This window comes from Aeromonas sp. s8 (genome assembly GCF_040907785.1).
Lineage (GTDB): Bacteria > Pseudomonadota > Gammaproteobacteria > Enterobacterales > Aeromonadaceae > Aeromonas > Aeromonas veronii.
Genome location: NZ_JBFOCL010000040.1, coordinates 120,916 through 143,096 on the forward strand (window position 1 = coordinate 120,916; position 22,181 = coordinate 143,096).

Consider the following 22,181-nt stretch of genomic DNA (forward strand, 5'->3'; position numbering starts at 1 on the left):
CGCAAACGTTTCAACCCATCAAAAAATAAACCTTTTTTTGCATAATTAGCGCTGGTCAGCCTCATTTCAATCACTACAATAGCGCCCAATTTTCTCCCCCTCCCCACACAATTCGAGGTACTTATGGAACAGGCTGCTGTCACACGCGCCAATCGAGAGGCACATCCACCCAGGCGAGCCCATAGCGAACTGGTCTATGGCATAGAGGATGTCCCGCCTCTGCCCCAGACGCTGTTCGCCGCCCTGCAGCATATGCTCGCCATGTTTGTCGCCATCATTACCCCGCCCCTGATTATCGCCAATGCCCTCGGCCTCCCTGCCGCCGACACCCGTTATATCGTCTCCATGTCGCTGGTCATGTCCGGCATCGCCTCCTTCATTCAAACCCGCCGCTTCGGCCCCATCGGTTCCGGCCTGCTCTCGGTACAGGGCACCAGCTTCAACTTCCTCGGCCCCATCATCGCCTCCGGTCTCGCCCTCAAACAGGCGGCCATGCCCACCGAGGATCTGTTGGGCACATTGTTCGGCACCATGATGGTTGCCGCACTCACTATCGTGGTGATGAGCCGCTTCCTCCATCTGGTGAAACGGATCATCACTCCGCTGGTCACCGGCATAGTGGTGCTGCTGATCGGCCTGACCCTGATCAAGGTCGGTCTCATCAGCATGGGCGGCGGCTATGCAGCCCTCTCTGATGGCAGCTTCGCCAGTCACACCAACCTCTTCCTCTCCCTGCTGGTGCTCGGCCTTATCGTGTTGCTGCAACGCAGTCGCAACCCCTGGTTGCGCCTCTCCGCCATCATGATCGCCATGCTGGCGGGCTATGCCGTGGCCCTGCTGTTGGGCAAAGTGAGCGCCCCCACCTTCGACGGCCCGCTGGTGGTGGTGCCCATTCCGCTCCACTACGGTCTCGGCTTTGACTGGCAGCTGTTCGTGCCGCTCGCCATCATCTTCGTGGTCACGGCGCTCGAAGCGATCGGCGACATGACCGCCACCTCGGACATCTCCGGCGAGCCGCTGGAAGGGCCTGTCTATATGGAGCGGATCAAAGGCGGCGTGCTGGCCGATGGTGCCAACTCCATGCTGGCGGCAGTTTTCTCCACCTTCCCCATGTCCACCTTCGCCCAGAATAACGGCGTCATTCAGCTGACCGGCGTCGCCAGCCGTCACGTCGGGCTCTTTATCGCCGCCATGCTGGCGCTGCTTGGCCTGTTCCCGGCGGTCGCCAGTCTGGTGCAGCAGATCCCCGAGCCCGTGCTGGGGGGCGCCACTATCGTGATGTTCGGCACCATCGCCGCCGCTGGCGTGCGCATCATTGCCCGCGAGGAGCTGGATCGCCGCGCCCTGATGATCCTGGCAGTGTCGCTGGCCATGGGGCTGGGGGTCGCACAGGTGCCGGAAGTGCTGCAACACCTGCCGGAGCTGGCCAAGAGTGTGCTCTCCTACGGCGTCGCCACCGGTGGCATCACCGCCATCGTGCTCAACCTGCTGCTGCCCAAGCGCGAAGCGCGCCACTCCTGAGACATCGTCCACCGATAGCCAACCCAAGCCCCGCACTGCGGGGCTTTACCTTGCCAGTCGCCACGGGTAGTGTGCTGGGCAGCCTTTTTTGAGGATGCCGCCATGCCCTATCGCCTGCTCTCCCCCCTATCCAATACCGCTTCACCCGCACAGATACTGGCGCAAGAGCAGTGCTGGCTGCGCGACTGTGCCCATGACGGCCAGCCCCGCGCTCACCTGTGGCAGGCGCCCCAATGCCTGATTGTCACTCGCAAGGATACCCGCCTCCCCCGTTACGAAGCTGCCTGCCAGCAACTTGCAGCTGAAGGCTGGCCGGTACATGTGCGCGACAGTGGCGGCACCGCCGTGCCCCACGGGGCGGGGATCCTCAACCTATCCCTGCTGCTGCCTCGTACCACCACAGATCTCGCCCACTACTACCGGCTGCTGGGGGCGCCACTGCTGACCCTGCTGGCGGAGTACGGCCTTGAGGGAAGCTATGACTTCGTACCCGGCTCCTTTTGCGATGGTCAGTACAATCTGGTGATCGGGGGACGCAAGATCACCGGTACCGCCCAGCGCTGGCTGGCGCCGGGGCAGGATCACCAAGGCGCCGTGCTGGCGCAAGCCATGCTGCTGGTGGCGGGTGATGTGGATGAGGGAACCAGAATGGCGAGCCGCTTCTACGAGCTGGCGGGCGGCGAGCTGCGTTTTATGGCGGGAACCTCCACCACGCTAGCAAGCTGCATCGATTGGCACGGTAGCGATCAGGCACTGGTAGAGAAAGTGCGAGCACGTCTGGATAGCCTGCTGAGCGAGGGGCTATCCTCCTCATCCTGACCTTATCCCGAAGGGAGAGGGAAAGTCCCCATCCAGAGACACGGCGCACAAAAAAGCCACGACCGGAGTCGTGGCTTGTTCTTTTCAATGGGAACGTGAAACGGGCTGAGGCGTTCAGGCCGTCTGCGGCTCCGGCTCGGCTTCGCTATCCAGATCACGGCTAAAGTAGGCGCGGGTCTCGGCGATCACCACATGGCGCAGGCCAATCAGGCCGATGAGGTTGGGCACCGCCATCAGGCCGTTGACGATATCGGCCAGCAGCCAAATCATATCCAGATGGAGGAAAGCACCGCTCGCCACCAGCGCCAGATAGACCAGACGATAGGGCTTGATTGCCTTCACCCCGAACAGGTACTCGGTGCAGCGCTCGCCGTAGTAGTTCCAGCCAAGGATGGTGGTAAAGGCGAAGAACAGCAGGCCAATGCTCACCAGATACTGGCCGACATGAGCATCGAGCCCCTGGGCAAAGGCCAGACTGGTCATGGCCGCACCGCTTGCATCGCCGCTCCACACCCCGGTCACCACCAGGGTCAGGCCGGTCATGGTGCAGATGATGATGGTGTCGATGAAGGTACCTGTCATGGAGACCAGCCCCTGCTCCACGCACGAATCGGTCTTGGCTGCCGCCGCCGCGATGGGCGCAGAGCCCAGTCCCGATTCGTTGGAGAAGACCCCGCGCGCCACCCCGGACTGAATGGCCAGCATGATGCTGGCACCGACGAAGCCGCCGGTCGCCGCATGGCCGGTGAAGGCACTCTCGATCACCAGCATGACGGCATCGGGCAGGGCGCTGGCGTTGTTCACCAGCACGCCCAGACAGGCGACGATGTAGAAGATGGCCATGAAGGGCACCACCTTGCTCGACACGCTGGATATGGACTTGATCCCTCCCAGGGTCACCAGCGCCACGATCAGGGTCAGCACCACGGCGGTCGCTTCACGGGGCACCGAGAAGGAGAGGCTCATGGCGTCGGAGATGGCATTGACCTGAGGGAAGGTACCGATGCCGAAGAAGGCCACGCCGATGCCAAACAGGGCAAACAGCTTGGCCAGCGGCTTGGAGCCGAGCCCCTTCTCCAGATAGTACATGGGGCCACCCGCCATCTGGCCGTTGGCATCCTGCTCGCGATATTTCACCGCCAGCAGACACTCGGCGTACTTGGTGGCCATGCCGAACAGCGCCGCCATCCACATCCAGAACAGGGCACCGGGACCACCGAGCTTGATGGCGGTGGCCACCCCGACGATATTGCCGGTGCCGATGGTGGCAGAGAGTGCGGTACAGAGGGCGCCGAAGCTGGAGACATCTCCCTGCTTGCCCTGCCCCTGATCGCGACCAAAAACCAGCCGCAGAGCGAGCGGCAAGCGCACCACCTGAAGCAGACCCAGACGCAGGGTGAGATAGATACCGGTCCCGACCAGCAGGATCAGCAGGGGCGGCCCCCAGATAAAGCTATCGATGGCGGTTAACGCCGATTGAATTGATGACATGCATCCTCCTTAAGAAACAGAAATTAAGGAGGAGAAGGATGATCTTCCCATAGGTGTCACGATCGGCCAGAGGCGATCGGATGCGGGCCAAGCCCAGGTACAACCATCCCATCCCCTCTGTCCTTTTGCCTGAGAGTTTCCGGCGCCAGCCTGCCCTTGCGGGTAGTCATGGTGCCTTGCTCCTTCGGCGCCCGATTTAACGGGTCTCTCCAGAGTATCGTCCAGTAGCAGTCCACACCGGTTGCCCAGTACCTGAAAGATTCACTTCTTCGGTGGATGGTTGCCCATCGCTCTCCTGCTACCTTCATCCGAACTAGTTTGGATTAGGAAGTCGGCATGTTAATCCAAAAAATGTGAGCTGTCTCGCACTTGGCCGCCCCCATTTATATTTTTTTAGTGACCACCAGAACCGCGGCAAGAATGTTAAATGTTAGTTAACTATCAACAAGTTAGGCTATCACGCATCAAATGTGGCCCAAACGGGAAAAATGGCGGATAGAGAACAGTGATCCCTCTCGTTTCGCCAAGAAAATCTTGCCGACATATCCAATCAAAATGCTTGCACACAGAATCAATAAGCCGATAATCCGCTGCATAACCAAGCACTTTGCCATCAATTTATGCACTGTGTTCGGTTGGTCCCACCGGACCGCTCGCCTGACCCGGCCGTCGCCGGTTCAATCGCATATGGCTTGGGCATATCACGCCCCCTAAGGATGACCAAAAGAGAATGAACGAGACCCTGGTTGCAAAAGATGTGGTCGCACAAGATTACCGTCCGCTGGTTGAACAATTCGGCTCCCCCCTGCTGCTGCTCGACAAGGCAGCCGTCCGCAAACAGTATCGGGCCCTGGCCGCCGCCCTGCCCGATGTACGATTGCACTATGCACTCAAACCCCTGCCCCATGAGGCGGTGGTCTCTGTCTTGAAGGAAGAGGGGGCCTGTTTCGATCTGGCCACCAATGGCGAAGTGGATCTGGTGCGCAGTCAGGGGGTTCGCCCGGGACGTTGCATTCATACCCATCCCATCAAGCGCGACAGCGATATCCGTTATGCGCTGGAGTTTGGCTGCACCGTGTTTGTCTACGACAACCCGCTGGAGCTGGAGAAGTTCATTCCCTACAAGGACGAAGTGAAACTGCTACTGCGGGTCAGCTTCCCGAACCCCGAGACCAAGGTCGATCTCTCCAAGAAGTTCGGCTGCACTCCGGAGCAGGCGCTGCCGCTGCTGCAACTGGCCCACGCCAAGGGGATCAAGGTGATGGGGCTGTCGTTCCACGTCGGCTCCCAAGTACCCCACGCCCGTCGCCATGTGCAGGCCATCGACGCCTGCCGCGAGATCATGGAGCAGGCCTGGGCGCTCGGGCTCAAGCCCTGGGTGCTGGATATCGGCGGCGGTTTCCCGGTGGATTATGAGGGGGGCGAGTTCGATATCGACGGCTTCTGCGCGCCGATCCGCGAAGCGCTGGCCAAGTTGCCCGCTACCGTGCAGAAGATTGCCGAACCGGGCCGCTTTATCAGCGCGCCGGCCATGACTTCGGTATCAAGCGTGATGGGCAAGGCGCACCGCGGCGACAAGATCTGGTACTACCTGGATGACGGTCTCTACGGCAGCTACAACGGCCAGCTCTATGACCACGTCACCTATCCGGTTAGCACACCTTATGCCAGTGGCGAGCAGCACAATTCGGTGCTTTCAGGCCCCACCTGCGACAGCGTGGATGTGATCCGCGACGGCATCATGCTGCCGGATTTGGCTATCGGCGAGTTGGTGGTAGGCAAGGTAATGGGTGCCTACACCTGGGCCTCCGCCTCCACCTTCAACTTCTTCCCCAAGGCCAGCATCCTGATTCTGGACAGCAGCCAGAAGGGGCAGAAGCTGGTGGCAGTAGCCTGAGCACACCGCTCGCCAACAGGTTCACTGGGCAAAAACAAGAGGGGGAAGCTTGAGCTTCCCCCTCTCTCATTTCACCAACCCCTATCAGATAAACTGACTGGTCAGCAGCCAGCCGGTGTAGGCGACGAAGCAGGTCAGCAGCAAGCCCCCCTCCAGCCGGTTGATACGGCCCTGCCCCTTGCGGCCCAGACACATCACCAGCAGCAGCAGGGTCAGCCCCATCATGATGCTCCAGTCACGGGTGAGCACCTCCGGCGCCACATCGAGCGGGTGGATGCCCGCCGCGATCCCCACCACCGCCAGGGTGTTGAACAGGTTGGAGCCGAGCACGTTGCCAAGGGCCAGATCATGCTCGTTCTTGCGAATGGCGATCAGCGACGAGGCCAGCTCCGGCAAGGAGGTTCCCACCGCGACTATGGTGAGGCCAATCACCAGATCGCTGATACCAAGCGCCTGAGCGATGGTCACCGCCCCCCAGACCAGTAGACGGGAAGCACCGATCAGCAGCACCAGCCCGACCACCAGCCAGAAGATAGCGCTCTTGAGGGACATCCCCTCGCTCTCGATATCCTCGGCGGTCTCGGTATCCAGCGCATCTCCCTTGCCATTCATGCCAGCCCAGATAGACCAGCCCATCAGGGCAACGAAGACGGCCCCCAGAATGACCGCATCCATCCGGCCCAGATGGCCATCGATCAGCAGGGCGCCAGAGAGCAGGGTAATACCGAGCAGGATCGGGATCTCCTTGCGTACTACCTGAGAGGCCACCGCGATAGGGCTGATCAGTGCCGTCAGACCCAGGATCAACGCGATATTGGTGATGTTGGAGCCATAGGCATTGCCGAGCGCCAACCCGGGATTGCCCTGGGACGCCGCCAGCGCCGAAACCACCATCTCCGGGGCCGAGGTACCAAAACCGATGATCACCATGCCGATCAGCAGCGGCGGCATCCCCGCATAACGGGCGGTGGCGGCAGCGCCGTCGACAAACTTGTCTGCGCTCCAGACCAGCAGCGCCAGTCCGGCAATCAGGGCAACAAAAGCCAGGGTCATAGGATCTTCATCTCTTGTTATCTGCAACGAAGCGCCAGCCCGAACGGGCAGGCACCATGGGAAAGTGGCGCCAGTGTAGCTGTGCCACCTTCCATTTCAAGGGGAAATCAAACCGTGATTAACATTTCACAGCACAGCCAGCAGGCTCGCGGCATCGGAGACCTCGAACTTGCCCGGAGCCTCCACAAACAGCTGCTCGACCACACCATCGTTGGCGATCAACGCAAAGCGCTGGGCACGGATGCCGCCAAAGGCGCCGGTATCCTTGGCCAAGCCCAGCGCCCGGGTCCAGCTGCCATCGCCATCTGCCAGCATGGTGATCGCCTCGGCATTCTGGGCCGTCTGCCAGGCACGCATCACGAAAGCATCGTTGACCGACAGACAGCAGATGGCATCCACCCCTTTGGCCATAAACTGATCGGCCAGCACCACATAACCGGGCAGGTGGGCATTGGAGCAGGTGGGAGTAAAAGCACCGGGTACCGCAAACAGCACTACTTTTTTACCGGCGAACAGCGTCTGGCTATCCCGCAACTGCTTACCCTCGGCGGTGATAAAGGTAAATTCGCCCGCAGGCAGGGGTTGTCCTACAGCAATCATGATTTCTCGTCCTGAGTCGTGATGGGAAGTCGCCAGTTTATCCCTGAGTGACGATGCCGCCTAACAGCGGCTCTGAGCCTGACCATGGATAGCGGCAGGCATTTTCCCCTTGGGCAGACTACTCTTGAGCTGGTTTCACGGCGCCAGGAGGCCCCATGCAACACTATTACGATGGTCTGGAAATTCGTCCCCCCGCCATGCGCGAACAGCAGCAACTGGACCAGCTAAATCATCAGCTTACCCATGTCAGTCAATATTGCGCCGGTTACTCCAGCGCCTATCGCCAGTGCCGCCTCGAGGATCTGGCAGAGCTGGCCACCCTGCCACTGCTCGACAGCAAAGAACTCTTTGCCGCCCAGCAGGCTCATCCCCCCTTTGCCGGTCTCACCGGCCGTCCGGCCAGTCAGGCGTTGCGGGTCTTCTCCTGTCCGGGCCAGCTGGCCATCCCCGAATATGCGGGTGCTGACTGGTGGGGGGCCGCCCGAGCACTGTTTGCCGCCGGTTTCAAGGCGGGGGAAGTGATGCTCAACGGCCACGACTATCATGCTGGCCCCACCGCCTTTATCTTCGATAACGGCGCCCGCCAACTGGGGGCTCCAGTGGTACCCTGCGGGCCCCAGGATACCCAGCGCCAGCTGGAGGCACTGCTGCGCTATCAACCCACCGGCTATGTCGGCCCGCTGGTGACCCTGCTCGACCTGCTGGAAGCGGCCGAGGCAGCGGAGATCCCGAGCGACTCGCTGCGCCGCGCCTTATTGTGTGAAGCAACCCATCCTGAAACCGCGCCACTGCGCGCCATTCACGGCATTGCGGCCCTCAACTGTCTGGTGTGGCAGGATGTGGGGGTGGTGGCCTACGAGAGTCAGCCCGGTCAGGGCTTTATCGTCAACGAGAGCTGCATCGTCGAAATCATCGATCCCGCCAGCGGCAATCCCGTGAGTGGCGACGAGACCGGCCAGCTGGTGGTGACCCGACTCGATCTGGAGTATCCCCTACTGCGTCTGGCCACCGACTGGCAGGGGCACTGGCTCGCCAAGCAGAGCGCTTGCGGGCGCACCAACCGGCGCCTCAAGCTGGTGTAGCAGACCAAGTAAATGCACAAAGGCAGACGGGCAGCCATCAGGCTGCCCGTCTTGTCTCTGAACTGGAAAAGAAAATATCTAAAGAGAGACGTTAGCGTCTCGCCTGCCAGGTGGCGATGGCGAGCAGGGAGTCGGGGGTAAATTCGCTGGCGCGCTCGGCAATCTCGGCCAGGCTCATCCAGTGCACCGCGCTCACCTCTTCGGCCTGCAACTGCAGCGGCCCCTGATAACGGCAACTGAAGAGGCCACCCCAGACCCGGTAGCCCTCCCCTTCCGCATAAAAGCTGCCAAAGCCCTGCAGGGGAACATCCATAATCCCCAGCTCTTCGGCCAGCTCGCGGCGGGCGGAGCGCTCCATCTCCTCACCGGTGGTGACCACGCCACCGGCGCAGGCATCCAGCATACCGGGGCAGAAATCCTTGCTGAGGGTGCGTCGCTGCACCAGGATCCGATCCGCGTCGTCGAGTACCAGAATATAGCTGGCGCGATGGCAGAGATTCTCCCGCCGCACCTTGGCTCGCTCGGCCACGCCAATCACCCGGTTGTTCCCGTCCACCACATCAACCCATTCCACGCACAGGCCCTTTTATTTGTTCCATTCAAGCCCGCAGTATATCGGTGCGGTGGTTTGTCATGGCACAACTTTTTCAATGACGCCGTCAATTTGCCGAGCTCACTGGCAAAATAAGGATTCATGCAAATCTTTATAAACCGTCATATCAGTGTCATCGACCGACACCATAGTGTGCCCTGTCCAGGCAATCAGGGAACCGTGTGATGAAGGTATTCAAGCAGTTATCCCCACGGCAGATCGCTCGCTACATCAAGAGCTTTCATCGAGGCTATTTTGCCATCGAGTCGCTGGGGACATTTGAATTCAACGCGGGCAGGATCAGCCTCCATGGCCTGACCTGCCGCCAGCGGCTAAGACTGGCTCGCCAGATCAATCTGGCTGTCAGACAACTTGGTCACCGCGACCCCTTGCCGGACATGTGAGTCAAAGGGTCTTGCCCTACTGTCTGTTGTGCATCCATGCTTTGCCCGCCGGCTACTGGCCGCGCGGGCCGTTTTCGATATCGGTAATGATGCCGTTGCGCACCGTCACAAAGCGCATGAACTCGTTCTTGCCGAAGTTGTAGGTCCAGCGTTCACCATATTTGACCTCAACCACAGTGCCGTGCAGATTCTCCTCGTTACGGGTAATATCTTCCCGCAACATCGGCTCGCCGCACTTGAGCAGCATCTCGGCGGTGGTGTCTCCCTCGGTGATCAGGGCGTTCTTGCAGCGCATGGCATCAGCACTGGCCGGAATGCTCAGCAGCAACAGAGCAAGCCCCGCTACTTTCTTCATCTTCTTGCTCATCGGGTTCTCCTTATCCTCTCTAATGAGTCGCAGTATGCCTGTTCCCGTTTCTGAAAAAACCAGTAAAAAGCGCAAAAGTGCCGCCCTTTTCTGCTCTCCAGCCCGCTGGACGCGACAAATGCTGTCTATCACATAGCCCAAAAACAAACGGCGACCCGAGGGTCGCCGTTTGCATCAAGCCAGCAGGATCACAGGATGTCCAGCAGCTCGACTTCAAATACCAGTGCAGAGTAAGGCGGGATGGAGCCCGCGCCACGGGCACCGTAGGCCAGATCGTGGGGGATGTAGAGCTTCCACTTGGAACCAACCTGCATCAGCTGCAGCGCTTCAACCCAGCCAGCGATCACGCCGGTCACCGGGAATTCAGCCGGCTGGCCGCGAGCGACGGAGCTGTCGAATACGCCACCGTGGGTGAAGGTACCGTGGTAGTGCACACGCACGGACTGACCGGCTACCGGAACGGCACCGTTGCCTTCTACCAGCACTTCGTACTGCAGACCGGAGTCGGTCACCTTCACTTCAGCGCGCTTGGCGTTGTCAGCCAGGAAGGCTTCGCCGTCAGCAGCGGCGGCCTTGGCGGCGGCTTCCTGCTCTTCTTGCATACGCGCAGTGATCACCTGGAAGGCATCATTGATATCGTCACGGCTGACCGCGAACTCCAGACCATTCAGGGCATCTGCCAGACCTTGTTGCAGGGCCGGGATATCCAGACCGGCGAAGGCTTGCTGCGCCAGCTGATCACCCATGTTGCGGCCGATGCCATAGCTGGCCTTCTGTTCGATAGAGTCGTATTGGGACATTGAGATGTTGCTCCAGATCCATGTAGTAAAGAGGCGGGATAATATCAGACTTTTGGCCGGGGTGCTGCCGGGGGCGCCCCTGATTTCCCCGTCAGTGGGAGGAACTTCACACAAGATGCGGATGAACGCCGCCCAACGGCGGCGATCTGCTTAACCGCGATCCAGCAAGACTCTGACCGCAGCCACCTTGGCGCCATCGGTGATATTGACCCGACCATCATCCGAAGTACCCATATTCACTCCGTGCGGCACCATGCCACCGCGCCAGCCCATGCCGGACATATGCACTTCGCTCACTCCGGTGAACTCGATGATGGTACGCACATTGTCGGCATTGACCCCGGCCCCCGGCATCAGGCTGGCACGCCCCGCCAGCGCTTGTTGCATCTCCTGCAGGGTTTCCAGCCCCGCCAACGCGGTCGGCGCATGGCCCGAGCTCAGAATGCGCTCGCAACCGGCAGCGACTATGGTCTCCAGATCGAGGCGCCAGTCGTAAGAGAGGTCGATGGCGCGATGGAAGGTGACTCCCAACGGCCCTGCTGCATCCACCAGCTGTTTGAGTTTGGCTGCAGGCACCCGCCCCTCCTCATCCAGCAAACCGACCACCACCCCTTGCAGCCCCGCAGCACGTGCGGCCGCGATATCTTGCAGCATCATCTCGAACTCGCCGTCGTTGAAGCAAAAATCCCCGGCGCGCGGGCGGATCATGGCATAAACCGGCACTGTGGCATGGCGGGCCGCCTGCTGCATAAAACCGTAGGAGGGGGTCAGGCCGCCCAGACCCAGCGCAGAGCAAAGCTCGATGCGATCTGCCCCGGATTGCTGGGCAGTAAACAGGGATTCCAGGTTGTCGATACAGATTTCAAGACGGGTCATGAGGACTCCTTTTTCGGGGAGATCAGACCCCACATCTGATCTCATAGATTGAGCAAGGCTGCGCCGCGCACACCACCGGCGCCGCCGAAGCGGGCCTGGCGGATCTCGGGCAGGGCGACCCCGGGCAGCAAGTGACCGGGCAGACGCAGCGGCAGCTGTTCATAGAGGGTGGGCAGGCCGCTCAGGCCGCCCCCCAACACCACCACTTCGGGATCAATCACCGAAATGGCGGTGGCAAGCCCGGCGGCCATGATCTCCAACCAGCAGTCGACCGTCTCGACCGCATGGGGTTCATGGGCCTCGAAGCGTCCCACAATCTGGTGACCCGTGGCGCGCTGGCCATGGAAATGGTGATAGAGACGCTCCAGACCGGTGCCGGAGGCATAGGTTTCAAAACAGACCAGACGGCCACAGCCGCAACGGGGACGGGGCAACTCGGGGTACTTCATCAGCATGGTCGCGGGCAAGGGGTAGTGACCAATCTCGCCAGCCAGCCAGTTGCGCCCCTGAATAAGCTTGCCCGCCAGATAAACAGCGCCGCCGATGCCGGTGCCGATGGTGACGCCGAGCGCACTGCCTGCGCCGTCGGCGGCTCCCTGATGCACTTCGGACCAGAGGAAGCAGTTGGCATCGTTATCCACCTTGACCGGCCGCTCCAGCAGCTCGGCCAAATCGGCACCCAGATGGCGACCATTGATGGAGGGCAGATTGGCCGCCACTATGCTGTGATCATGGCTGTTGATGACACCGGGGAAACCGATGCCGACCGAGCTCCGCGCGCCGAAGCGGGCATCTGCCTGCTCGACCCGGGAGCGGATCAGCTGCTGCAGCCCCTCGTAATCGTTGCCCGGGGTGCTCATGCGCTCCTCGTGGCACAGGTTCAATGCACCGTCATAGACCGCAAAAGCGATCTTGGTGCCACCGATATCAAAGCCGTAATACATGCCAGCACTCCCTTGTCAGCCCGTGTTTATCCAACTCTGTTCCAAGGGGGACATTGTATTAATTCGCAAAAAAAATAAAGTGACCGAAGGCGAAAAACGGGAGAGTGATCAGAGCAAACGGCTCATTTGTCGCTGCAGGCAGGGCTGCCCGAGGCTTATCAGGGTACGCTCCTCGCCATCAAAGACGAAGCCACGGCGCAGGTAGAACCCCTCGCCGATGTGGTTGCCATCGAGCAGCCACAATTTGACGCTATGGCAGCCGGCGCGGCGCATCTGCATCGCCACCGCCTGCCACAGCCGTTTGCCATAGCCTTGTCGCCAATGGTCGGGATGGAGGTAAAAGGCGCGGATCAGGGCGCTGCTCTGCCCCGCTTCCTGCTGTGGTTGCCAGTAGAGCAGGCCAATCACCACCTCATCGAGACAAAGCAGCATGGGCCTTGGGCCCGGCTCGGCCAGACGGCTCTGCCAGATCTGCAGATGAGCGGTGACGTCCAGCTGCTCCAGCAGGTCGGCACCGAGCACCTGGCCATAAGCAGCGAGCCAGCTGGCTCGCTGCATCACCGTCATGGCGGCGGCATCGTCGCTGCGCGCCATGCGCAGGCTTATGCCTTGCATTGGGGCACCAGACCATTGGCGCGGGCCTGCTCATAGAGCGGCAGCACTTGCGCCTGTTGCGCCTGCAACTCGGCGATCCGGTTCTCGTTGCTCGGGTGGGTGGAGAGCAGTTGCGGCGGCGTGTTGCCACCGGCGGCGGCACTCATGTTTTGCCACAGGGGGATTGCCTCGGCCGGATTGAACCCGGCGCGCGCCATCAGCTCAAGCCCCAGCCGATCCGCTTCGCTCTCCTGAGTTCGGCCATAGGGCAACATCACCCCCACCTCGACCCCGAGGCCAAGGGCGGCCATGGTGGCGCCGCGGTACTCGCTGGTGCCCATGGCAATGTCCGCAGCCGCCAGACCGATCCCCGCCAGCTGGCTGCGCGAGAGTCGTTCGTTGGAGTGCTGGGCCAGTACGTGAGTCAGCTCGTGACCGATGACGGTCGCCAGCTGATCCTGATTCTTGGCCACCTTGAGCAGGCCGCTGTAGACCCCGATCTTGCCGCCGGGCAGGGCGAAGGCGTTGACCTGTTTGGAGTCAAACACCACCACTTCCCAGTTGGTGATGCCATAGCTGGCCGGCACCTGGGCGGTCACCGCCTTGGCGACACAGGAGACATAGGCGTTGAGTTTGGCATCCTTGCTCACCTTCTCCTGCTTTTTCATCTGCTCGAAGGAGTCAGCGCCCAGCTGGTTCATCTGCTGGGGAGAGTAGAGCAGCATCTGGCTGCGGCCGGTCGGCGACTGGGCGCAGGCGACCAGCAGGGAACTACAGAGGGCTACCATGCCAAACTTGGTGAGGGACGCAATCATGAAGGGATCCTTTGCCATAACGTTGCCCTATTCTCGGAAATGCCGCCCGGCTACGCAAGGGAGCCAGCCCCCGGCTGGCGGAAAAATATCCATCCAGCGCTATTAACAAAACTGACAGCCGCCAAAAACAAAACGAGCCCGCTTGGGGCTCGTTTTATCAGGGCATGCTGACTGCGGGCAGTTACATGATACCCAGCTTTTTCAGGTCAGCCTGTACCACCTTGGCCGGCACCGGCACGTAGCCATCTTTGGCAACGATGTTCTGGCCCGCTTTGGAGAGCATCATCTTGACGAACTCTTGCTCCATCGGGGAGAGCGGCTTGTTCGGATGCTTGTTCACGTAAACGTACAGGAAGCGTGACAGCGGATACTTGCCGGTGATGGCGTTATCGGAGGTCGCTTCGATGAAGGTCTTGCCATCTTTGGAGAGCGGTACTGCACGCACACCGGAGGTGACATAACCGATACCGGAATAGCCGATGCCGTTCAGGGAGGCAGAGACAGACTGCACCACGGAGGCAGAACCCGGCTGCTCGTTCACGCCGCTCTTGAAGTCGCCGTTACACAGGGCGTGCTCCTTGAAGTAACCGTAGGTACCGGATACGGAGTTGCGACCAAACAGTTGCAGATCCTTAGAGGACCAGTTGCCGTCCAGACCCAGATCAGACCACTTGGTGGCAGCCTTGGCTTCGCCGCACTTGAGGGTGCTGGAGAAGATGGCGTCGATCTGCGGCATGGTCAGCCCCTTGATGGGGTTGTCCTTGTTGACGAACACCGCCAGGGCATCGACTGCAACGCGGATGGCAGTCGGCTTGTAACCGTAACGCTTCTCGAATGCTTCCTCTTCACCGGCCTTCATTGCACGGCTCATCGGACCGAACTGGGCAACACCTTCGGTCAGGGCAGTCGGGGCGGTAGAAGAACCGGCGGCCTGGATCTGCACGTTGACGTTGGGGTACAAACGCTTAAATTCTTCGGCCCACAGAGTCATCATGTTGGCCAGGGTGTCCGAGCCGACAGAGGACAGGTTGCCCGAAATGCCGCTGGTCGGTGTGTAATCCGGCAGGTCTTTATCCACACCGGCAGCCAGGGCGCTGACAGAAAACAGGGTTGCTGCGGTGAATCCGATTACACCAGCCAGTTTGTTGAGTTTCATCCAATCTCTCCAAAGTTACAGAAGGTCCGTTCTTAAGACGGCGCCAGTATCTGACCTGGCAGTGACAAATTTATGGATTTAATGTGACACTTTAATGACATGGCGACAGATTTGAACAAATGAAAAGAGGGCCCGTTGAAAGGCCCTCTTTTTGCAGCTAACCCATTGCCATAAAAGACTATTTAATCACCACCATGCGGCTCGGGATGAGAAAGCTGAAGCGGCTGCCAAGGCCGACCCGGCTCTCGATATCGAGCTGGCAGTCGTGATGACTGAGGGCATGCTTGACGATGGCAAGGCCCAAGCCTGAGCCGCCGGTGTGGCGCGAGCGTGCCTTGTCCACCCGATAGAACCGCTCGGTCAGCCGTGCCAGATGCTCGGGGGCAATCCCCTCCCCTTCATCGCTCACGGCAAACAGCGCCATCGCCCCCTGCTTGCGCCACTCCACGCTGATTTTTCGCCCCGCCGGGGTGTAGTGAATGGCGTTGTAGACCAGGTTGGAGACAGCACTGCGCAGTTGCTCCTGATCCCCGCGCACCAGCAAATTGGGCTGCACCACAAATTCGAGCTGGTGGGCCCGCTCCCCCGAGAGCGCCCGCGCCTCCTGCTCCAGCAGCCCCAGCATGGCAGGCATGTCCACCAGGTGGGAGAGATCCACGGTCGGGGCCGCCTCGATACGGGAGAGGGTGAGCAGCTGATTGACCAGATTATCCATCCGGATAGTCTGCTCCATCATCACCCGATGCGCCTTGGCCCACATGGCAGGCGGGGGCGGCTCCTCGGTCATCTCCAGATAACCCTTGAGCACGGTCAGCGGAGTGCGCAGCTCGTGGGAGACGTTGGAGACAAAGTGCTTGCGGGTCTTCTCGAGACTGCGCAAGCGGGTGACATCCCGCACCACCAGCATCGCCTGATCCGAGGCGTAGGGCATGATGCGAAACTCGAGAAACTTCTCCTCGTTGACCGGGGAGTGCATCTCGAGGGGCTCGTCATACGCTCCCTTGCCCAGATAGGCGTTAAAGGCCGGATTGCGAATGAGGTTACCGATATGCTGGCCGGCATCCTCCGGCCAGCGAAAACCGAGCAGTTGCTCCGCCAGCCGGTTGCACCAGAGGATACTGCCATCTGTGCGAAACACCACGGCGGCATCGGGCAGCGCCTCGGCACCCTCCCGGAAGCGGCGGATCAGCCCCGCCAGCTCGCGGCGACGGGCACGGTGACGCTGCTGCAACTTGTAGATACCGTTGAAGATGTACTCCCAGCTGCCATTGCCGCTGGGGGGCACCAGGCTGCGGTCGTGCCACAGCCAGTCAGAGAGCCGCTTCTGGAAGCGATAGTGCCAGCCCAGATGCAACACGGCCGCCACCAACAGGCAGAGGGCAAGATGATCAATCAACCAGCCAACCAATGCGAAGGGGGCGTAAAAAAACGCCATTCGCCACAACTGTCGCCGCCAGGCGTAAGGTTGCAACATAACTGCCTCTAGAGACGGGTTGAGAAGCGGTATCCGGCTCCACGCACCGTCTGGATCAATCTGTCGTGCCCTGTCTCTTCAATCGCCTTGCGCAGGCGACGAATATGCACATCCACGGTTCTGTCCTCGACGTACACATTGGTACCCCAGACATTGTTGAGCAGCTGCTCACGGCTGTAGACCCGCTCGGGGTGAGTCATGAAGAAGTGAAGCAGCTTGAATTCGGTCGGCCCCATGTCGAGCGCCTTCTCTTCGGCACTGACCCGGTGGGAGACAGGATCGAGTTTCAGCCCCTGCACCTCGATCACCTCGTCCACCGAGGTGGGCGACACGCGGCGCATCACTGCATGGAGGCGAGCGGTAAGCTCCTTGGGCGAGAACGGCTTGGTGATATAGTCGTCGGCACCGGCCTCCAGACCACGCACCTTGTCCTCCTCTTCACCGCGGGCGGTGAGCATCACCACCGGGATCTGGCGCGTCACCTCATCCTGCTTGAGCTGCTTGATAAACTGGATGCCACTGCCGCCCGGCATCATCCAGTCGAGCACGATGAGTTCGGGGTAGGGTTCGCGCACCTTCGCCAGTCCATCGGCGTAATCTTCCGCTTCAATCGTCTCATATCCCTTCTGCTCCAACACGAAGCAGAGCATTTCGCGGATCGGTGCTTCGTCCTCGACCACCAGAATTCGCTTAGCCATTCCCTTCTCTCTCCTCTGTGAAGATGGGTGCGCCAATTATTAGAATTTTCTGTGACACTTTTATGACTTTATGACAGGCGGGATGATAAACGTTTTCAGATTCAGTTGGCAGCAGTACGTTGCAACAAGTCCCACCGGTTGCCGCTGATATCCTCAAACACCACCACGGTGCCATAAGGCTCGTCACGGGGCTGTTCACAAAAATGAACACCGTACGCCTGCATGCGCTGGTAATCCCCCCAGAAATCAGTGGTCTCGAGGAACAGAAATACCCGGCCACCGCCCTGCTGGCCGATGGCGGCCTGCTGCTGCGCATTGGCCGCTTGTGCCAGCAGCAGCGCGGAACCGGGAGCGCCTTTGGGAGCAACCCGTACCCAGCGCTTGCCCGGTTTGCCCGGCTCGTCGAGCCGAGTGTCTTCCAGGAGCGCAAAGCCAAGTCCCTCGGTAAAAAAGCGAATGGCCTGATCGTAATCGGCGACCAGCAGGGTCAATGCACCGATGTGTTGTGACATGGCAGAAAATCCTCAACGGATGAGTCAACGGGCGCAATGCCCCCGGCAAGGGCGCATCATAGCGGCTGGACGGGCAGGGCTCCAGCCGGCATGTGCGTCTTGAAAACGACCGATGAGGGGGAGCGAGCACTCAAGGGGCTTCGCGCAGCGTCCGGTAGAGGGTGGTGCGGCTGATCCCCAGCTGGCGTGCGGCCTCGCTGACGTTGCCGCCGCATGCCGCCAGCGTTTGCTGCACCTGCCGCCGGGTTTGTTCACGCAAGCTGGTCGCCTCCCCCATCGGCAAGACGCCGGGCTCTGTGGCCACACTGGGCAGATGCAGGTGGGCGGGTTCTATCCAACCCAACCCCTCTGCCAGCACACAGGCCACTTCCAGTGCCTGCTTGAGCTGGCGCACGTTGCCGGGCAGCGGATGGGCCAGCAGCTGTTGCTCCGCATCGCGGGTCAGACGCAGGGTCGGGTCCATCTCCGCCAGCAGTCGCTGGATCAGCTCCAGACGCTCAGCGGCAGGCCAACGGCGCAGCGGCATCAGCTGCTGGCGCCAGCCGCAGATCCGGTAATAGAGGTCTTCGCGAAATGCGCCACTCTGCACCATGGCCGCCAGATCCCGGTGGCTGGCACTGACCAGCCAGAAATCCACCGCCTCCGGCTTGTGACTGCCAACCGGCGTCACGCAGCGCTCCTGCAATACCCGCAGCAGTCGAGTTTGAGCCTGCAGCGGCAGTTCGCCAATTTCATCGAGCATCAGCATGCCGCCGTGGGCTGCACGCAGATAACCCTGACTGCCCTGGCTGCGGGCACCGCTGAAGGCCCCGCCCACATAGCCAAACAGCTCGGCTTCCACCAGTTCTGCTGGTAACGCGCCACAGTTGACGCACACCAGTGGCTGCTCCCGCCGACTGGACGCTCGGTGCAGGGCCCGCACCAGATGCTCCTTGCCGCTGCCGGTCTCCCCCTCGATAAGCAGCGAAATGCCGCGCTCCAGCATCTTGAGCGGCACCTGCTGCGGAGGTAGCACCGAGCTTGAGTGACCCGGCAGGACGGCGCGGGAAGGTGTCACGTCCGCTTCTGGCACCAGCCGCAAGCCACGCCCCTCGCGCAGCAGTTGCCTGCCATCGAAAGGGTGCTGGCCGAGCCAGAGTCGGCCTGCCCGGTTGGCGCCGAGCAGTTCCCCCTCCTCTCCCAGCAACAGGCGAGCGGACCAGAGGCTCTGGGGATCGAGATCCACCAGCCAGCCCGGCTGACGCGCCAGCAGTGCGTTTTCGAGGGTCATGGCCAGCAGCCGCACCGTGCCCAGCATGTCGCCATCGTGATGGGCCGCATCGGTGGAGATATCGAGCACCCCGAGCAATTGCCCATCTGGCCCGAGCAACGGGCAAGCGCTGCAACTGAGGAAGCTGTGCTGGGCGAAGAAGTGCTGATTGCCGAGCACCTGTACTTCGCTCTGCTCGGCCAGCGCGGTACCGATGGCGTTGGTGCCCTTGCTCGCCTCACCCCAGCGGGCACCACTGCGCAAAAAGATACGCTCGGCATGACGGGCGAAACCCTCATCACCACTGGCGGCCAGAATGGCCCCCTCACCGTCACACAACAACAGGCGACAGGGGCGACCGGCCAGCAACTGGGCAAACAGCGGCAGCACGAAGCGCTGGAAGCAGGAAATCAGAGCCCTGTGCTGCTCCTGACGGGCCGACAGCTCCCCCAGGGGCAGCAAGTCCAGATCGGCACTCTGCTGGCGGCTCAGCCCCTGATGCAGGCAGCGCTGCCAGGAACGCTGGATCGGACCGGGACCGGGTTGAAGTGACTCACTCATCACGCCTCCTGTTCACAAACAGCACGACTGTCTCGGCCGCTGTCCAGAAACGGTACAGTTTTATCGCAATAGCCGTGGACATTGGTTAACCAAGATACGCTGCCACACCCCATTTGATAACGTTTTTGTAACCTTTTGTCTGCTGGTCAGACCCTTTGGCACGCCCCTTGCGATATCAGCTGGCAACCGGTCTGTCAGCCAGTCCGGTCAGGATCACACACATAAAGGATGATGAGATGATTTATACCGCTCCCGGTCAGGCAGGTGCCCTGGTCAGCTTCAAATCCCGTTACGACAACTTCATCGGTGGTGAGTGGGTGGCTCCTCGCGCCGGCCGCTACTTTGAAAACATCTCGCCGGTGGATGGCAAAGTATTCTGCGAGGTCGCCCGCTCCGACGCCGCCGATATCGAGCTGGCGCTTGATGCAGCACACAAGGCGTTCACCAGCTGGAGCAAAACCAGCGTCACCGAGCGCAGCAACCTGCTGCTGCGCATCGCCGATCGCATCGAGCAGAACATCGAACGGCTCGCCATCGCCGAAACCTGGGAGAACGGCAAGGCGGTGCGTGAAACCCTGGCGGCAGACCTGCCGCTGGTGGTGGATCACTTCCGCTACTTCGCTGGCTGCATTCGTGCTCAGGAGGGCTCGGCCGCCGAGCTGGATCAGAACACCGTCAGCTACCACTTCAAAGAGCCCATCGGCGTGGTCGGCCAGATCATCCCGTGGAACTTCCCGCTGCTGATGGCCGCCTGGAAGCTCGCCCCTGTGCTGGCGGCGGGTTGCTGCAGCGTGCTCAAGCCCGCCGAGCAGACCCCGGTCACCATCATGCTGATGATGGATCTCATCAAGGACATCCTGCCCCCCGGCGTAGTCAATGTGGTCAACGGCTTCGGCGCCGAGGCAGGTCAGGCTCTGGCCACCAGCAACCGGATCCAGAAACTCGCCTTCACCGGTTCGACCGAAGTGGGCGCCCATATCCTGCGCTGCGCCGCCGACAAGCTGATCCCCTCCACCGTGGAGCTGGGGGGCAAGTCCCCCAATATCTACTTCGCCGACGTGATGCAGCACGAGAGCAGCTACATCGACAAGGCGGTAGAAGGGATGCTGATGACCTTCTTCAACCAGGGGGAAGTGTGTACCTGCCCCTCCCGCGCGCTGGTGCAGGCCAGCATCTATGACGACTTCATGGACAGGGTGCTGGCCCGCGCCCGCACCATTGTTCAGGGCAACCCCCTCGATACCGCCACTCAGGTGGGGGCGCAGGCGTCCCGCGAACAGTTCGACAAGATCCTGGGCTACCTGGAGATCGGCCGCGGCGAAGGGGCCAAGATGCTGATCGGCGGCGGCCCGGCCAAGGTGAGCGGACTGGAGGGGGGATTCTACATCCAGCCCACCATCTTCTCCGGCCAGAACAAGATGCGGGTGTTCCAGGAGGAGATCTTCGGGCCGGCACTCGGGGTCACCACCTTCAAGGACGAGGCCGATGCTCTGGCCATTGCCAACGACACCCAGTACGGGTTGGGGGCAGGCCTGTGGACCCGCGACAGCAATCTGGCCTGGCGCATGGGGCGTGGCATTCAGGCTGGCCGGGTCTGGGTCAACTGCTACCACGCCTACCCGGCACACGCCGCCTTTGGCGGCTACAAAAAGTCGGGGATCGGCCGCGAGACCCACAAGATGATGCTGGACCACTACCAGAACACCAAGAACCTGCTGGTGAGTCACGACATCAACCCGCTCGGCTTCTTCTAGCGCGAGCAGATACCATCAGAAAGGGCGCCTGCGGGCGCCCTCCTTGTTTTGCTTTACCAGATGACATGTCCGGCAATTAGTTATCTGCCCGACTGCTGGCGATAACGCTGGGGGGAGCAGCCCAGCTCCCGGTTGAACATGGCGATAAAGGCCGAGGTGGAGCCGTAACCGAGCCGCCAGCTGATCTCCTGAATGGGCATGTCGCCCTTGAGCCAGGCCAGTGCCTTGAGCAGCCGCAGCCGCGCCCGCCACTGACCGAAGCTCATCCCCAGCTCCCGCAGGCAGCGCCGTGCCAAGGTGCGCTCTGTGGTGTGCAGTTGTCCGGCCCACTGGGCCAGAGTTCGGGGATCGGCAGGATCGCTGTGCAACGCCGCCAGCATGGGAGCCAGCAGCTTGTCCTGACTCATCGGCAGGTAGCTCTCCTGACAACGGGTGCGCGCCAGTCGCTCCACCAGCAACTCGGCCTGACGCTGATCCCACTCATCCACCATATGGCTTACCCGCCGTTCGCAAAAGTCGCTCAGCAGAGCGCGGATCAACGGGGTGAGTAGCAGCAATCGGGGCTCTGACGGCAGCTTGGCCGCCAGCTCGTGGCTGACGTAGATGGAGGTGTAGTCGAGGGTCTGCTCGTTGTAGGAGGTGTGGTCGAGATCCGCCGGTACCCAGATAAGGTAGTCGGCAGGGGCCACCAGTCGCTGATCCCCCAGCTCTATCTCCATGATCCCTAGGCTGATCATGTTGAGTTGGCCCCAGGGGTGGGAGTGCAGCACGGTCGCGCTGTCGGCCAGCATCTGCTGGTAACTGAAATAGAGCGGATTGGGAGCGGGCAGAACGGCATCTACCGGCTGAAAATGGTGAGTGGCCATCAGCGCCCCTTGTCAGCGAGAGGGAAGAACAGGCGTGATGCAACGCCCTGTTGGCT

22 protein-coding genes and 1 riboswitch are annotated in these 22,181 nt (G+C 61.1%); of the genes, 6 read left to right on the forward strand and 16 right to left on the reverse strand.

What is annotated here, in order from left to right; genetic code table 11:
• Positions 1 to 123: 123 nt before the first annotated feature.
• Both AB5Y86_RS13375 and AB5Y86_RS13380 read left to right on the forward strand, forming a co-directional pair.
• Positions 124 to 1,521, forward strand: coding sequence for a nucleobase:cation symporter-2 family protein (locus AB5Y86_RS13375; RefSeq protein WP_368193040.1), 1,398 nt, complete (start codon positions 124 to 126; stop codon positions 1,519 to 1,521).
• A 102-nt stretch (positions 1,522 to 1,623) separates the two neighbouring features.
• On the forward strand, positions 1,624 to 2,340 hold the full coding sequence (locus tag AB5Y86_RS13380) for a protein ligase (RefSeq protein WP_368193042.1): 717 nt from the start codon (positions 1,624 to 1,626) through the stop codon (positions 2,338 to 2,340).
• Positions 2,341 to 2,454: 114 nt separating this feature from the next.
• Here AB5Y86_RS13380 and AB5Y86_RS13385 read toward each other — a convergent pair whose 3' ends face one another.
• On the reverse strand, positions 2,455 to 3,831 hold the full coding sequence (locus AB5Y86_RS13385; protein WP_005338391.1) for a sodium:alanine symporter family protein: 1,377 nt from the start codon (positions 3,829 to 3,831) through the stop codon (positions 2,455 to 2,457).
• 107 nt (positions 3,832 to 3,938) lie between these two features.
• Positions 3,939 to 4,054, reverse strand: a riboswitch (glycine riboswitch).
• A gap of 507 nt (positions 4,055 to 4,561) precedes the next feature.
• On the opposite strand from AB5Y86_RS13385, the gene AB5Y86_RS13390 reads away from it, so the two are divergent.
• On the forward strand, positions 4,562 to 5,728 hold the full coding sequence (locus AB5Y86_RS13390; protein WP_368193043.1) for a type III PLP-dependent enzyme: 1,167 nt from the start codon (positions 4,562 to 4,564) through the stop codon (positions 5,726 to 5,728).
• Positions 5,729 to 5,812: 84 nt separating this feature from the next.
• On the opposite strand, the gene AB5Y86_RS13395 is transcribed toward AB5Y86_RS13390, so the two are convergent.
• Positions 5,813 to 6,781 carry a calcium/sodium antiporter gene (locus AB5Y86_RS13395; protein WP_100646525.1) on the reverse strand — a complete coding sequence of 323 codons (969 nt, stop codon included), beginning with the start codon at positions 6,779 to 6,781 and terminating at the stop codon, positions 5,813 to 5,815.
• 126 nt (positions 6,782 to 6,907) lie between these two features.
• Positions 6,908 to 7,381 carry a peroxiredoxin gene (locus AB5Y86_RS13400; protein WP_368193044.1) on the reverse strand — a complete coding sequence of 158 codons (474 nt, stop codon included), beginning with the start codon at positions 7,379 to 7,381 and terminating at the stop codon, positions 6,908 to 6,910.
• Positions 7,382 to 7,536: 155 nt separating this feature from the next.
• On the opposite strand from AB5Y86_RS13400, the gene AB5Y86_RS13405 reads away from it, so the two are divergent.
• Positions 7,537 to 8,463 (forward strand): phenylacetate--CoA ligase family protein, encoded by a 927-nt coding sequence (locus tag AB5Y86_RS13405; protein ID WP_368193045.1) that lies wholly within the window; start codon positions 7,537 to 7,539, stop codon positions 8,461 to 8,463.
• Positions 8,464 to 8,554: 91 nt separating this feature from the next.
• Here AB5Y86_RS13405 and yfcD read toward each other — a convergent pair whose 3' ends face one another.
• Complete coding sequence (yfcD, locus tag AB5Y86_RS13410) at positions 8,555 to 9,037, reverse strand: NUDIX hydrolase YfcD (RefSeq protein ID WP_021229132.1); 483 nt, start codon at positions 9,035 to 9,037, stop codon at positions 8,555 to 8,557.
• A 203-nt stretch (positions 9,038 to 9,240) separates the two neighbouring features.
• Here yfcD and AB5Y86_RS13415 point away from each other — a divergent pair, with 203 nt between their 5' ends.
• Positions 9,241 to 9,459 carry a DUF1107 family protein gene (locus AB5Y86_RS13415; RefSeq protein ID WP_005338403.1) on the forward strand — a complete coding sequence of 73 codons (219 nt, stop codon included), beginning with the start codon at positions 9,241 to 9,243 and terminating at the stop codon, positions 9,457 to 9,459.
• A 52-nt stretch (positions 9,460 to 9,511) separates the two neighbouring features.
• Here AB5Y86_RS13415 and AB5Y86_RS13420 read toward each other — a convergent pair whose 3' ends face one another.
• The 11 genes from AB5Y86_RS13420 to AB5Y86_RS13470 all read right to left on the reverse strand — a co-directional run bounded on the left by AB5Y86_RS13420 (position 9,512) and on the right by AB5Y86_RS13470 (position 19,505).
• Positions 9,512 to 9,826: a DUF2845 domain-containing protein gene (locus tag AB5Y86_RS13420; protein WP_279460892.1), complete on the reverse strand. Its 315-nt coding sequence runs from the start codon at positions 9,824 to 9,826 to the stop codon at positions 9,512 to 9,514.
• A 188-nt stretch (positions 9,827 to 10,014) separates the two neighbouring features.
• On the reverse strand, positions 10,015 to 10,626 hold the full coding sequence (locus tag AB5Y86_RS13425; RefSeq protein WP_368193046.1) for an FKBP-type peptidyl-prolyl cis-trans isomerase: 612 nt from the start codon (positions 10,624 to 10,626) through the stop codon (positions 10,015 to 10,017).
• Between the two features lie 150 nt (positions 10,627 to 10,776).
• A complete protein-coding gene (locus AB5Y86_RS13430; RefSeq protein ID WP_368193047.1) occupies positions 10,777 to 11,502 on the reverse strand; it encodes a copper homeostasis protein CutC in 726 nt (241 codons plus the stop codon).
• Positions 11,503 to 11,543: 41 nt separating this feature from the next.
• Complete coding sequence (locus AB5Y86_RS13435; RefSeq protein ID WP_335875184.1) at positions 11,544 to 12,446, reverse strand: ROK family protein; 903 nt, start codon at positions 12,444 to 12,446, stop codon at positions 11,544 to 11,546.
• 108 nt (positions 12,447 to 12,554) lie between these two features.
• Positions 12,555 to 13,061 (reverse strand): GNAT family N-acetyltransferase, encoded by a 507-nt coding sequence (locus AB5Y86_RS13440; protein WP_103251509.1) that lies wholly within the window; start codon positions 13,059 to 13,061, stop codon positions 12,555 to 12,557.
• The gene (locus AB5Y86_RS13445; RefSeq protein ID WP_005338409.1) at positions 13,049 to 13,855 is read right to left on the reverse strand and encodes a M48 family metallopeptidase; all 807 of its coding nucleotides are present in this window, start codon (positions 13,853 to 13,855) and stop codon (positions 13,049 to 13,051) included. The genes AB5Y86_RS13440 and AB5Y86_RS13445 overlap by 13 nt, the downstream gene beginning before the upstream one ends.
• A 181-nt stretch (positions 13,856 to 14,036) precedes the next feature.
• Positions 14,037 to 15,011, reverse strand: a complete 975-nt coding sequence (locus tag AB5Y86_RS13450; protein WP_005338411.1) for a PstS family phosphate ABC transporter substrate-binding protein — start codon at positions 15,009 to 15,011, stop codon at positions 14,037 to 14,039.
• 178 nt (positions 15,012 to 15,189) lie between these two features.
• A complete protein-coding gene (phoR, locus tag AB5Y86_RS13455) occupies positions 15,190 to 16,485 on the reverse strand; it encodes a phosphate regulon sensor histidine kinase PhoR (protein ID WP_111900370.1) in 1,296 nt (431 codons plus the stop codon).
• Positions 16,486 to 16,493: 8 nt separating this feature from the next.
• Positions 16,494 to 17,183: a phosphate regulon transcriptional regulator PhoB gene (phoB, locus tag AB5Y86_RS13460; protein WP_005338414.1), complete on the reverse strand. Its 690-nt coding sequence runs from the start codon at positions 17,181 to 17,183 to the stop codon at positions 16,494 to 16,496.
• Between the two features lie 101 nt (positions 17,184 to 17,284).
• The gene (locus AB5Y86_RS13465; protein WP_107682390.1) at positions 17,285 to 17,695 is read right to left on the reverse strand and encodes a VOC family protein; all 411 of its coding nucleotides are present in this window, start codon (positions 17,693 to 17,695) and stop codon (positions 17,285 to 17,287) included.
• Between the two features lie 130 nt (positions 17,696 to 17,825).
• Positions 17,826 to 19,505: a sigma-54-dependent Fis family transcriptional regulator gene (locus AB5Y86_RS13470; RefSeq protein WP_368193048.1), complete on the reverse strand. Its 1,680-nt coding sequence runs from the start codon at positions 19,503 to 19,505 to the stop codon at positions 17,826 to 17,828.
• A 236-nt stretch (positions 19,506 to 19,741) separates the two neighbouring features.
• Between AB5Y86_RS13470 and AB5Y86_RS13475 the strand changes: the two genes are divergently transcribed.
• Entirely contained in the window at positions 19,742 to 21,259 is a 1,518-nt protein-coding gene (locus AB5Y86_RS13475) for an aldehyde dehydrogenase family protein (RefSeq protein WP_368193049.1), read from the forward strand.
• An 80-nt stretch (positions 21,260 to 21,339) separates the two neighbouring features.
• Here the strand turns inward: AB5Y86_RS13475 and AB5Y86_RS13480 are convergent, their stop codons facing one another.
• A complete protein-coding gene (locus AB5Y86_RS13480; RefSeq protein ID WP_368193050.1) occupies positions 21,340 to 22,125 on the reverse strand; it encodes a helix-turn-helix transcriptional regulator in 786 nt (261 codons plus the stop codon).
• Positions 22,126 to 22,181: the final 56 nt, after the last annotated feature.